We start from the raw sequence: 12,428 nt of genomic DNA, 5'->3' as shown, positions 1-12,428 counted from the left end.
GTACAGAAGCAACCCATATGGGACTAACGCAGCCGGAGGAGACCAGTTCCCGGATTTTTCTTTCCATTGGGCAATTGCGGTGCGAGACTCGGTAGATACATCGATTAGCCAAATGAAGGAGCCCGTTATGAAAATCGTGCTGTCCATTCTAGGCCTGCTCCTGGTCATCATGGGGGCAGTTTGGGCGCTTCAGGGTCTTAGCCTGATTGGCGGAAGTTTTATGGTCGGCCAAACGCGCTGGATTTATATAGGACTGCTGGCCATTGTCGTCGGCGTTGGCCTGCTCTTCTCGGTCAGGAGAAGCTGACCGCACATGGGCTAAATGGTTGCAAATCCTCCTCCATTTCGCCTTATGTATGGATTTGTCATGTGGCGGCTGATACACCTCTTGAGGAAATGGGAGGCTCAAATTTTATGACTGCACTGACTATTATTGTTGAGTTCGAGACAAAAGAAGGCTGCGAAGAGGAATTCACCGCGATTATACGTGAGCATGCCAGGAAGACCCTTGAAGAAGAGCCCGGCTGCTTGCGTTTCGAAGTCATCAAACCCATCGAGCGCAATGGAACACCCATTCCCAATAAGGTCATCGTAAACGAGCTTTATGCGAATGAAGCAGCGGTAACCGCGCATGAAAACAATCCGCGCATGCCCAAGCTCCGCGCTATCAATGCGCCGCTGCTCAAATCGAGCCGATTGATCCTGGCGCAGTCTTTGAGTGCGAAAGCGGCGGAAGGAATGACGCCGCAGGAATTAAACGCCAGCAACGACGATTGAATTCCGTGTCGCATCGAAAGAGTAAAATGATGAAGAAATTGGCTCTGGCTTTTCTCCTGCCCTGCGTACTTGGAACATCCGGTTGTGGTGCCATGCGCTGGATGAGCGAGAAACCGGCGGGCACGTCCAGCTGCGCTGGCTGGAACCGGATCCGCATCAAGCCGGAGACAGCAGTGTATTTGGCAAAAAATGACTTCTCCGCCGGCATCGATATCGACTCGCACAATCTCAACGGTCAGAACAACGGCTGCTGGAAATAGAGCCTTGCAACTGGCTTGCCGGCATGAATCGGAACCAAAACGCAACAGGTGTCGTTCCCCTTTCTCTGCAATGGGAAAGGATTACTGGAAATGGCAACGAATGCGACCAAAGTACAAAACATGTCCGAAAAGGACCTGGAAAATCAGATTGCGGCATTGCGCAAGCAGCTTGCATCCATCAGCAAATCGCTTTCCGACAAGGGATATGAAATTGTTGATGACGGCAATTCTGCCTTTGAGACCGTAAAGAAAAACGGCCAGAAGGCCGCCCGCTTCGTTGGCGACGAGGCTCAGTTTGTGGCCGAAAAGGCCCGCGAGAACCCGATTGCCACAGTTGCAATTATCTCCGCGGTGGCAGGGCTTGGTCTGCTTGCCGGCTTGGGGGCCTATCGGCGCTAGCGCAAGCTTTGCCTTAGTCCACGAATTGCCGCCGGCAGAAGCGCTCCGGTAGGCAAAACTTGCTCCAGGCCTTGAAAGCCTTGGACATGCTACCCATATTGGGATCAGAAATTCGCTTCCGCTTTTGACCACGGATGTACTGGCACGGGTGTCGAGGTGAATTCGGAAAGGTCGGGAATTCCCGGCCTTTTTTGTTGCCTATAGCACACATCCGCCTGACCAAGTACCACTGGGCGTGCTCTCGTGTTGCTTTCCGGGGGGCGAACAGTCTATGAAGGTTGCGCTGTCGACTTGATCAATGCCGGTCAGGTCCGAAGCCCAACTGTCTGCATTTCCGCAATGCAGGTATTGAGAGTGAGTTGCCTGAATGGACAATTTTGAAAAATACGCCCTGGCACTGATGGTCGTATTTGGCGCCCTCATCATCGGCGGTCTGATGGCCGTCCATATTGCATGGGCGCACAAGGCCGGTTTCCTTTACGCCCTGGGTGCAGCGATCGTCGTTTGGGCTGCCGGTTTCGCCGTGCTCTTCGACAAGCCCCGCCTGTACGGGCTGCTATTGCTGGTTGCGACATCACTCATCACCGCCTCCGTCGTCGTTCTCGTTCGGTAAACCCCGCGGTTTCATATAATTTTCAGTGCATTGATAATATGAAGCCGGGCTTCATATTATCGTTTACTTTATCAAGAATAATTCTAAACTGCGCTCGAATTGAATGTGCATGCCCGGCAACGGGTTGAAAGAGATATTCCCATGCGACTGACCAGACAGACGAATTATGCCATCCGCATCCTCATGTATTGTGCTGCCAATGATGGCCATCTGAGCCGGATCGGTGAAATCGCGCAAGCCTACACGGTATCCGAGCTCTTCCTCTTCAAGATCCTTCAGCCCCTCGTCGAGAATGGTTTCATTGAAACCGTGCGCGGCCGCAATGGCGGGGTGAAGTTGGGTAAACCGGCAAAGGACATTACGCTTTTTGATGTCGTGCGTGCGACAGAAGAAAACTTCGCCATGGCCGAATGCTTTGAAAATGACGCCGCCGATTGCCCGCTTATCGATAGCTGTGGTCTGAACTCGGCGCTGCGCAAAGCGCTCAACGCATTCTTCGAAGTGCTCGCCCAATATTCCATCGAGGACATTGTCGACAAGCGCGACGTGCGCGCCCTCCTCGGGATCGACATTCTCGAACAGCGTCTTGCGACAGCAAGTTAATCCGGGATGCCGCACCATAGGTGTGGCATCTTGCGTTGCTGTTTGGCTTGAATAATGCGCGCCTCGACTTTTCGAGGAGTCGCTGCGAATTCCGGGTTCTTCTTGCGCAAAAATCTTCAAAACCCGCACAAGTATCGCCGAATCCTGCACAAAGAAGTGCGATTATTGCACAAGATTCTGTACCCTGAGTTGCAAATTGCTTGTGCGTCGTTGCAGGACGCGTATGGCTCGCTGCTGCGGTGGCGTTGATGAGACGTTATGACACACGCCTCTCCAAGACGAACAATTGGCCTCGTTGAGACATCGCAGTGCCAAACCTGATTGAATTGGTTAGGTTATTTCGCTAGTTTAGAATTATTCTAACTAGTTGAAATCATGACATATTATCACCATATGCATTTGACAGCATAGCGGCGAACAGCTTTTATGACTGGAGTGTTTACAGAACGTTTGACCTTTAATGTCTGGGCCTTGAACCCATGCGATTGGAGGAACCTTTGTTTGGTTCGAAAGTATCACCCGGTCACGGGACAGTAACTGTTGGTCTTTGCGTAGAAAACGCTTTTAAATCAGTGGTTTATACAAGGTTTGATGCCCAGGCGGCATCTAATGTCGTGCGCGTTTGTTCTCGTGAGTATGGCGCCGGCGCAAAATGTTAGTCTGTCATTGCAACATCATCACCCAGAAAGAGATCGAGAATACTATCATTGAACTTCTCGATGCCGATCCGTGGCAACTCGTCGTTCCGGCAAAAGTTTACCATGCCATGAAGAAACGCGGCCGCTGCTGTGGCTGCTTCCCAAATGTCGTTGAAACCATCATAAAGGTGACGGAAGATTATCATCTCCGCCACGGTCCAGACGATTCTGACGCAGTTTCGTTTATCGATCGTGTCCGGTCATTGCGTCACGAATACGGGAGTTCACGACATGAAGGGCGACAAAAAGGTCATCGAGCGGCTTAACGAGGCACTGTTTCTCGAATTGGGCGCCGTCAACCAGTATTGGCTGCATTATCGTCTCCTGGATGACTGGGGATACACAAAGCTCGCCAAGAAGGAGCGTGAAGAATCCATCGAGGAGATGCATCACGCCGACAAGATCATCCAGCGCATCATCTTTCTTGAAGGTCATCCAAATCTTCAGTCGATTGGCGCTTTGCGTATTGGCCAGAACATCAAGGAAGTTCTCGAGGCGGATCTTGCAGGCGAGTATGATGCGGTCAAATCCTACAAGAAATCGCGCGAGATCTGCGATCAGCTTGGCGACTACGTCTCGAAGGAACTCTTCGATGAGCTACTGAAGGACGAAGAAGGTCACATCGATTTTCTGGAAACGCAGATCGATCTTCTCAACGCCATCGGTGTCGAACGCTACGGCCAGCTCAACGCTGCATCAGCCAACGAAGTCGATTGATCAGATCCATCTCCGTTACAAAAAAGGGCGCCATTGGCGCCCTTTCCTTTTCAGACATTTCCGTTGTTATTGCGGCAGCTTGTCATCAACGCCCGCGACATAGAAGTTCATGCTGAGAATGGTCTTGTCGTCGGCCGTTTCACCAGCCTTCAGCCACTCGGAACCATCCTGCTTCTTGATTGGGCCGGTGAAAGGCTTCAACTCACCGGATGTGATTTTCGCCTGGGTCTCTTCAGCGAGCTTCTTCACGTCATCTGGCATGTTGGTGTAAGGCGCCATGACGACCAGGCCTTCATGCATGCCCTCGAATACATTGTGCGTTTTCCAGGTGCCATCAAGCACGGCCTTTGCTCGTTCGATATAGTATGGTCCCCAATTGTCGACATTCGCCGTCAGCTGGGTCTCAGGACCAAACTTGATCATGTCGGAAGCCTGCCCAAATGCCTTGACCTTGCGTTCCGCTGCAACCTGCATCGGGGCCGTCGAATCCGTATGCTGTGTGATAATGTCAACGCCCTGATCAATCAGTGCCTTGGCCGCATCGGCTTCCTTGCCCGGGTCAAACCAGGAGTTCGCCCAGATGACCTTGATCTTAAAGTTCGGATTGACCGACTGTGCACCCAGCATGAAGGAATTGATGCCCTGGACAACCTCCGGGATCGGGAAGGAGCCGATGTAACCGGCAACGCCGGTCTTCGACATCTTTGCCGCGATCACACCCTGCACATAACGGCCTTCATAGAAGCGCGAATTATAGACCGCAACATTGTCAGCGGTCTTGTATCCGGTCGCGTGTTCGAACTTCACATCCGGGAACTTCTGCGCGACCTTGATCGTGGCATCCATATAGCCGAACGACGTTGTGAAGATCAGCTTGTTACCTGAACGAGCCAGACGCTCGATCGAACGTTCCGCATCAGCACCTTCCGCCACGTTTTCGAGGAAGGTCGTTTCGACCTTGTCGCCGAGTGCCTTTTCCAGCTCCTTGCGGCCCTGGTCATGCTGGTAAGTCCAGCCAAAGTCACCGGGTGGTCCGATGTAGATAAAGCCTACCTTCAGCTTTTCCGCGGCTAGCGCGGGACCGGCCACGGCGAAACTGGCCGCTACTGTCAGCGCCATCATCAGTTTTTTCATCTAAGTTCACCTCTCTGTTAATCCGATTGCGTTGTCTTTTTAACTTTATGCCAGGCCTTAGCGATCAGGCACGAAGGGCTTGCCGAGCGATGTCGGCGTGTTCATCAATGTCAGCCTCTTGTTCCTCGAGATCAAAACCAGCACGACGATCGTTGCGAGGTAAGGCAGCGATGACATGAACTGTGAAGGCACGCCAATACCGAGCGCCTGCGCATGCAACTGACCGATCGTCACAGCGCCGAACAGATAAGCGCCAGCAAGGATACGCCATGGGCGCCAGGATGCGAAAACCACGAGCGCCAGCGCAATCCAGCCCCGCCCGGCCGTCATGTTTTCCACCCATTGCGGCACGTAGACCAGCGACAATTGTGCGCCCGCAAGCCCGGCGCAGGCGCCACCAAACAGCACGGCCAGATACCGAATGCGGACAACTGGCACACCTAGTGCGTGTGCCGACGTATGGTTGTCGCCGACTGCACGCAACGTCAGGCCTGCACGAGTCTTAAACAGGAACCACATCACGCCGATGGTCAGCAGGATGGAAATGTAGAAAATCGGATCCTGCCCGAACAGGAACTTGCCGATGTAAGGCAGATCCGTAAGGCCTGGAATATACAGTGATCCCATCTTTATTCCCGGTAGACCGACAAAACTCTCGCCAATCATCGCCGAGGCGCCGAGCCCGAGCAGCGTCAGCGCGAGACCTGTTGCCACCTGGTTGGTGACCAGCGTCAGCGTTAGAAATCCGAACAATAGCGAAAATGCCGCCCCGGCGAAGATGGCAGCAAACATGCCAAGCCATGCCGAACCGGTTGTCTGTGCGACGGCAAAGCCAGAAACCGCGCCCATGATCATCATGCCTTCAACGCCGAGATTGAGTACGCCGGAACGCTCCACGACGAGTTCACCCAAGGCGGCGATCAATAGTGGCGTCGCCGCCGTCGCAACCGTCAGGAGTATGGCCTCGAACATCGTCATTTCACGCACCCTTCAATGCGGTGTCGCCGAGCCGCGACACGATCCGGATGCGATAATAAATCAGGCTGTCACTGGCGAGGACAAAAAACAGGATGATGCCTTGGAAGATGCGCGCTGATTTTTCCGAAATCCCCAATGATATCTGTGCTGCTTCGCCTCCGAGATACGAAAGCGCCAGCACAAGTCCGGCGGCAATTATCCCCAACGGATTGAGCCGTCCAAGGAACGCCACGATAATTGCGGTGAAGCCATATCCGGGCGAAATGCTGGTTCGCAACTGCCCAACAGCACCGGAAACCTCGGCGATGCCGGCCAGGCCTGCCAGCGCGCCCGATACCAGGAAGGCAAAAAACGTCAGCCGTCCTGCACTAAAACCGGCAAAGCGCCCTGCCCTTGAGCTCCGGCCAAGTACCTTGATTTCAAAACCGTTGAGGGTACGTGACAGCATGAACCAGACCACGGCCGCTGCAACCAGCGCGAGGATGAATCCCCAGTGCGCACGGCCGGAAGCCGACCAGATTTCCGGCAATATGGCACTGGAATTGAACTGAACCGTTTCCGGAAAATTGTAACCTTGCGGATTGCGCCACGGCCCACGCACCAGCCAGTCGAGGAAAAGCTGCGCCACGTAGACCAGCATCAAGCTGGTCAGGATTTCATTGGTGTTGAAACGGACTTTCAGAAATGCTGGGATCGTCGCATAGGCCATACCACCTGCCATACCGAACAGCAGCATGATTGGCAGGACATACCAGCCTTGAAAATCCGGAAACATGACTGGCAGGATCGATCCGGCAATGCCACCGGCGATAAGCTGCCCTTCGGCGCCGATATTCCAGTTATTAGACAGGAAACAGACGGAGAGTCCCACGGCGATCAAGATCAGCGGCGCCGCCTTGACCAGCAATTCATGGACAGACCAGACCTCGGTCAGAGGCTCGACAAAGTAGGAATACAGCGCCGAAATCGGGTTCTTCCCGAGAATGGAAAACAGGATCGCTCCGGCAATCAGCGTAAGAAACAGGGCAATAAAGGGCGACAAGGCGCTGAAAAGCGCCGAATGTTGCGGTCGTTTGACAATTTCGATCCGCATCACGCCACCCCTGCACTGGCCGGCGGCGCCAACTGATCTGCGCCGCCCATCATCAAGCCGACGCGCTCTCTCGTCATTGCTTCGATCGGCACAGCTTCGGATAGCCTCCCATGAACCATCGCCGCTATCTGATCTGAGATTTCAAACAACTCATCCAGATCCTGGCTGATCACGATGACCGCCGAACCATTGCGAGCAAGATCAACCAAGGCTTGCCGGATATGCGCTGCGGCGCCGGCATCGACACCCCAAGTTGGCTGGTTGACGACCATCACAGAGGGGTTGCGATCAAGTTCACGGCCGATGAGAAATTTCTGCAAGTTTCCGCCGGAAAGTGCTGACGCGTCTGGATTTTCTGCGCTCTTGCGTACATCCATTTGCGCCACAATGCGCTTGGCTGCAGAGGCAAGGCTCGTTTCCGCGACCAGCTTAAGGACACCGCCTGAAAGGAAGACCTTGCGATCCGTTGAATGGCGCGACAGCAGCAGATTGTTGGTCAACGACATATCCGGTACCGCACCATGCCCGAGCCGTTCTTCCGGCACGAAAGCCGCGCCCAGTTTTCGCCGTGCCGAAATGCCGATCCGTCCTGCATCAGCGCCGCGGATACGGACTATGTCAGGACGTGCCTGTAACACTTCGCCGGATACCGCTTCGAACAGTTCCCCTTGCCCATTGCCCGCGACTCCCGCGATCCCGAGGATTTCGCCGGCACGTACCGAAAGGCGGATGGCGTGCAACGACACAGAAAATGGCCCGCGCGGTCTCTGCGACAGACCGTTCACTTCAATCAGCACGGGATGCACCGATACGGACGCTTCGACTGGATGCCGGTCGATGACATGAATGTCGCTGCCAACCATCATGCGCGCCAACGACGCGGCCGTTTCGGCACGCGGATCGCATTGGCCCACCACCTTGCCGTGCCGCAGCACTGTCGCACGATCACAAAGCCGCCGAACTTCTTCAAGCCGATGACTGATATAGAGAATCGATTTTCCTTCCGATCGCAGCCGCTCCAGCGTTACAAACAACAGGTCAGCTTCCTGCGGCGTCAGAACCGATGTCGGCTCGTCCAGGATGATCAGGTCGGGATTTTGCAACAGACAGCGAATGATCTCGATCCGCTGACGTTCGCCCACGGAAAGGTCACCTACAAGCGCCTCCGGGTCTACCGGCAAACCATAGGTCTGGCCAATCTCCCTTGCGCGGGTTGCAATCGTATCGAGCGGCGTTTTCTCATCCAGCGACAGCGCAATATTCTCTGCTGCAGTCAACGCATCGAAAAGAGAGAAATGCTGGAAAACCATGCCGATACCCAGCGATCTTCCCATGGCAGGATTGGTAACTGTAACAGGCTGCCCTTTCCATGAAATGTTACCGGACGTCGGCTGCAACGCCCCGAACAGCATCTTGACGAGCGTTGACTTGCCCGCGCCGTTCTCGCCGAGCAGCGAATGAATTTCGCCCGTCCCAATGGTCAGATTTATTTCGTCGCAGGCTTTGAGTGTGCCGAAAATTTTGGTGAGCTTGTCAGCTTCCAGGAGCGGTTTTTCAGAGCCGTCTATTGTTTTTTCTTTCATGGTTCCCCGCGGCCAAAGACCGTATTCGATCCTACGTCAGCCTCACCAAATTTGGAAAGCACAAAACGTATGGTTGCGGCCATTTGCGCACATTATTCGTGCATCAATATCAGCGGCTTAAGGAATGAGCACCGTAGTACCGGTGGTTTTGCGCGCTTCGAGGTCGCGATGAGCCGTTGCAACATCTTTCAGCGCGTAGTTCTGGCCGATATCGATACGGATGATACCCTTTGCGACCAGATCGAATAACTCATTGGCTGCATTCTCGAGTGCCTCGCGGGCAGCAATATAAACGAACAGCGTCGGACGTGTCAGATAGAGCGAACCCTTGCGCGACAGGATGCCAAGATCGAATGGCGGAACCGGCCCGGAAGATTGTCCGAAACACACAATCATGCCGCGCGGGCGCAGACAGTCGAGCGAGCCGTCAAACGTGTCCTTGCCGACTGAATCGTAGACGACATCAACGCCCTTGCCGCCAGTAAGCGCCTTGACCCGCTCGACAAAGTTCTCGGTGCTGTAGTTGATGACGTGGTCATAACCGTGATCGAGCGCGAGCTTGACCTTTTCATCCGAGCCAGCAGTTCCGATCACGGTCGCGCCGAGATGTTTTGCCCATTGACCGGCGATCAGACCGACACCCCCTGCTGCCGCATGGAAGAGGATCGTATCGCCCTGCTTCACGGGGAATGTCTGGCGCAGCAGATACTGGGCAGTCATGCCTTTCAACATCATTGATGCCGCCTGCTGCAGCGGAATCGCATCGGGCACTTTGACAAGGCGATCAGCAGGAATCAGCCGCTCCTCGGCATAGGCGCCGATCGGATTGGCATAGGCAACGCGATCTCCCGGTTTCAGATCCTTAACGTCCGGCCCCACGGCCAACACCACGCCCGCGCCTTCATGACCCGGGATTAGCGGCAGACCACTTGGCGATGGATAGAGGCCGGTCCGGTAGTAGACATCAAGGAAATTCAATCCGATCGCTTCGTTGCGGATATGTGCTTCGCCAGGTCCCGGCGCACCAATGGAAATGTCCTCATAGGTCAGCACTTCCGGCCCACCGAGTTGATGAATACGAACCGCTTTGACCATCACGATTTCTCCATACGTCCAAGATTAGGAAATGCCTGCATGACTGCGCCGATGCAGAAGAGATAGATGCCTGTCACCGAAATCCCAATCCGCACCCAGAGCGGCGAATCCAGCTCCTGGAACAGCGAGATCGCGCCGAAGCCGCACCAGAGGAAGAATATCGCCAGATTCAGCGGCCGCAACCGCTGCACCCGCACCGGATGCAGAAAATAGATCGGCAGGAAGGAGACTATGGCGGAGGCGAGGACTATGGCAAAGGCCACCCATTCTCCGGGGCGCACAATGAACAGCGTAAAAACAATCATGTTCCAGACGACCGGAAACCCTTTGAAGAAGTTTTCCTTGGTCTTCATACCGGTATCTGCATAGTAAATGGCGCTCGATACGACGATAATTGCGGCTGCCAAGAAGGAGAGGCCCTCACCCATGAAGCCGCGCTGATAGAGCGCAAAGGCGGGGATCAAGACATAGGTCATATAGTCGATAATATTGTCAAGGAGTTCCCCCGACCAGTTCGGCAGCACATATTTGACTTCGAGCTTGCGCGCGATGGGCCCATCGATGCCATCAACAAACAGTGCGAGACCCAGCCACCAGAACATAGCTGTCCAACTCTCCTCACTCGCCGCCACAACCGACAGAAAGGCCAGGAAGGAACCGGACGCCGTTAGCAGATGCACGGAAAATGCTTTCGCCTGCGGTGCCGTCACTTTCTTGGGCATGACGCCCTTGGGCAAGGTTGGTTTTTTCACGGTCCGCGCCAATCTGCTGCATGATAATTCATCGTTCGCCGATGTATCCTATCAAGGACGAACGATTTGCGATCAGCTTTTCTTGAAAATGGCTCAAAGCGCAAGCAATCTAGTTGACATAACCTGTTGAAAGCTCGAACCGGGCTCGGAAGCGGAGGCGAAGATGACCAGCACCAGAACAGATCCGATTGTCATCGCAGGAGCTGGGCACGTTGGATTGATCGCCGCGATCGCCATTGGCCAGAATTTCGAGAATGTCATTAGCCTCGGCGTCGTACCTGAGGGCAATGACAAGCGTACAACCGCCTTGATGGTGCCTGCCATCAAGTTTCTCGAGCAGATTGGCCTGTGGGAGAGCATCGAGCCGCACGCCGCACCAATCACAAAAATGCGTATCATCGATGGCACAAACCGGCTCATCAGGAGCCCGGCCGTAACGTTCGAGGCCAGCGAAATCGACGAACCCGCCTTCGGCTACAATATTCCCAATGTCACTCTGACATCAGTCCTGGACGCTGCCCTGAAGGACTCGACGGTAAAACATGTTGCCGCCTCCGCCAGTCATTATCACCCTACCGAAAATGCCATCGCCGTCGAGGCCAGCGATGGTTCCATGTATTCCGCCAATATTGTCATCGCCGCCGATGGCCGTTCTTCACTTGCGCGCGAGGCCGCAAAAATATCGGCAAGGACCTGGAGTTACAATCAGACCGCAATCGTCCTGAGCTTCAGCCACAAGCGGGATCATCATGATATTTCAACGGAATTTCATACGGAACACGGTCCGTTCACGCAGGTTCCACTGCCTGGCAAGCGCTCGAGCCTTGTCTGGGTGACGACGCCGGCTCATGCGGCGGAGCTGTTGGAACTCACGCGAGATCAGCTCGCCATGCGCGTTGAAGAGCGCATGCAGTCGATGCTTGGCGCGGTGACCATCGATATTGACCCGCAGAGCTGGCCGCTCTCGGGTCTCGTCCCGACATCCTTCGCCCGCAACCGGGTGTTTCTGGCTGGCGAGTCCGCCCATGTCTTTCCGCCGATAGGAGCGCAGGGCCTCAATCTCGGCGTCAGGGATGTTGAGACCCTCTTGGAAACGCTGCCAAATGATGGCACCGATCTTGGCGCATCGAGCGTCATTTCAAGATATAACCGCAAGCGTAGCCCGGACATTATCGCGCGTACCGGAGCGGTGGATGCTCTGAACAGGTCGCTTCTGTCGGATTTTCTGCCGGTTCAGATGGTGCGCAGCGGCGGGCTGGAGCTGTTGCGTGCCTTTTCGCCACTGCGTGGTTTTGTAATGCGTGAAGGCTTGCGTCCCGGCAGCGGCTTCCGCTTTTCGCGCAAGCACGCTGCCACGGACCATTAGTTCAGGGCCGTGCTCGATCTCATCGCAAATTCCTGCTCGGATTGCGTGAGTTTGAAGCATGCGAGATCAGATTTGCGGCAATCGGAATCAGCATGACGGCTGCGGGTTGTCGTGCGGATCAGCGGCAGCGTCTGGGTCTTGTTGAATTGATGCGGATACACAACAGGTTGGAACTACCCCTGATTCAATTCTATCGGATCACCCCATGTGTCATGATATAGAGCCAGAGGGTTAAGGTTAGGATCGAAAACAAGGTCGTCGCCAGCACGCTGCTGGAGGCCCGTTCGACCCATACGCCATACTGCTGGGCAATGACGAAGACATTGGTTGCAGTGGGTAAAGCCGCCATAAGCATTGCTG

The 12,428-nt window shown here is 54.7% G+C and carries 16 protein-coding genes; 9 read left to right on the top strand and 7 right to left on the bottom strand.

What is annotated here, in order from left to right; translation table 11 throughout:
• From AAAC48_RS22895 to bfr, 8 genes are all read left to right on the top strand, one after another.
• The coding region (locus AAAC48_RS22895) for a hypothetical protein (protein WP_340656398.1) at positions 1–307 on the top strand (307 nt) is incomplete at its 5' end.
• A 62-nt stretch (positions 308–369) separates the two neighbouring features.
• Entirely contained in the window at positions 370–777 is a 408-nt protein-coding gene (locus tag AAAC48_RS22890; RefSeq protein WP_340656397.1) for an antibiotic biosynthesis monooxygenase, read from the top strand.
• A 26-nt stretch (positions 778–803) separates the two neighbouring features.
• Positions 804–1,037, top strand: coding sequence for a hypothetical protein (locus tag AAAC48_RS22885; RefSeq protein WP_340656396.1), 234 nt, complete (start codon positions 804–806; stop codon positions 1,035–1,037).
• Positions 1,038–1,127: 90 nt separating this feature from the next.
• Positions 1,128–1,436: a hypothetical protein gene (locus AAAC48_RS22880; RefSeq protein WP_340656395.1), complete on the top strand. Its 309-nt coding sequence runs from the start codon at positions 1,128–1,130 to the stop codon at positions 1,434–1,436.
• Positions 1,437–1,803: 367 nt separating this feature from the next.
• Positions 1,804–2,049 carry a hypothetical protein gene (locus AAAC48_RS22875; RefSeq protein WP_340656394.1) on the top strand — a complete coding sequence of 82 codons (246 nt, stop codon included), beginning with the start codon at positions 1,804–1,806 and terminating at the stop codon, positions 2,047–2,049.
• Between the two features lie 141 nt (positions 2,050–2,190).
• On the top strand, positions 2,191–2,652 hold the full coding sequence (gene rirA / locus AAAC48_RS22870) for an iron-responsive transcriptional regulator RirA (protein WP_340656393.1): 462 nt from the start codon (positions 2,191–2,193) through the stop codon (positions 2,650–2,652).
• A gap of 652 nt (positions 2,653–3,304) precedes the next feature.
• Entirely contained in the window at positions 3,305–3,616 is a 312-nt protein-coding gene (locus AAAC48_RS22865) for a (2Fe-2S)-binding protein (protein ID WP_340656392.1), read from the top strand.
• Positions 3,582–4,067 carry a bacterioferritin gene (gene bfr, locus AAAC48_RS22860; protein ID WP_340656391.1) on the top strand — a complete coding sequence of 162 codons (486 nt, stop codon included), beginning with the start codon at positions 3,582–3,584 and terminating at the stop codon, positions 4,065–4,067. Before AAAC48_RS22865 ends, bfr begins: the two co-directional genes overlap by 35 nt.
• Positions 4,068–4,133: 66 nt before the next feature.
• Here bfr and AAAC48_RS22855 read toward each other — a convergent pair whose 3' ends face one another.
• The 6 genes from AAAC48_RS22855 to AAAC48_RS22830 all read right to left on the bottom strand — a co-directional run bounded on the left by AAAC48_RS22855 (position 4,134) and on the right by AAAC48_RS22830 (position 10,672).
• Positions 4,134–5,201: a BMP family ABC transporter substrate-binding protein gene (locus tag AAAC48_RS22855; protein ID WP_340656390.1), complete on the bottom strand. Its 1,068-nt coding sequence runs from the start codon at positions 5,199–5,201 to the stop codon at positions 4,134–4,136.
• Between the two features lie 57 nt (positions 5,202–5,258).
• Entirely contained in the window at positions 5,259–6,179 is a 921-nt protein-coding gene (locus AAAC48_RS22850) for an ABC transporter permease (RefSeq protein ID WP_340656389.1), read from the bottom strand.
• 1 nt (position 6,180) lies between these two features.
• Positions 6,181–7,272: an ABC transporter permease gene (locus AAAC48_RS22845; RefSeq protein ID WP_340656388.1), complete on the bottom strand. Its 1,092-nt coding sequence runs from the start codon at positions 7,270–7,272 to the stop codon at positions 6,181–6,183.
• The gene (locus AAAC48_RS22840; RefSeq protein ID WP_340656387.1) at positions 7,272–8,855 is read right to left on the bottom strand and encodes an ABC transporter ATP-binding protein; all 1,584 of its coding nucleotides are present in this window, start codon (positions 8,853–8,855) and stop codon (positions 7,272–7,274) included. The genes AAAC48_RS22845 and AAAC48_RS22840 overlap by 1 nt, the downstream gene beginning before the upstream one ends.
• Positions 8,856–8,972: 117 nt before the next feature.
• Positions 8,973–9,950 (bottom strand): quinone oxidoreductase, encoded by a 978-nt coding sequence (locus AAAC48_RS22835; protein ID WP_340656386.1) that lies wholly within the window; start codon positions 9,948–9,950, stop codon positions 8,973–8,975.
• Entirely contained in the window at positions 9,950–10,672 is a 723-nt protein-coding gene (locus AAAC48_RS22830; protein WP_340656400.1) for a phosphatidylcholine/phosphatidylserine synthase, read from the bottom strand. The genes AAAC48_RS22835 and AAAC48_RS22830 overlap by 1 nt, the downstream gene beginning before the upstream one ends.
• 193 nt (positions 10,673–10,865) lie before the next feature.
• Here AAAC48_RS22830 and AAAC48_RS22825 point away from each other — a divergent pair, with 193 nt between their 5' ends.
• Positions 10,866–12,068 (top strand): UbiH/UbiF family hydroxylase, encoded by a 1,203-nt coding sequence (locus tag AAAC48_RS22825; RefSeq protein WP_340656385.1) that lies wholly within the window; start codon positions 10,866–10,868, stop codon positions 12,066–12,068.
• A 190-nt stretch (positions 12,069–12,258) separates the two neighbouring features.
• On the opposite strand, the gene AAAC48_RS22820 is transcribed toward AAAC48_RS22825, so the two are convergent.
• On the bottom strand, positions 12,259–12,428 hold a 170-nt coding region (locus AAAC48_RS22820), incomplete at its 5' end, for an AEC family transporter (protein ID WP_340656399.1).

Origin of the sequence: Phyllobacterium sp. (assembly GCF_037994405.1) — a bacterium.
In the GTDB taxonomy this organism is placed as follows: domain Bacteria; phylum Pseudomonadota; class Alphaproteobacteria; order Rhizobiales; family Rhizobiaceae; genus Phyllobacterium.
This window is presented reverse-complemented; position numbering and strand designations above follow the sequence as displayed.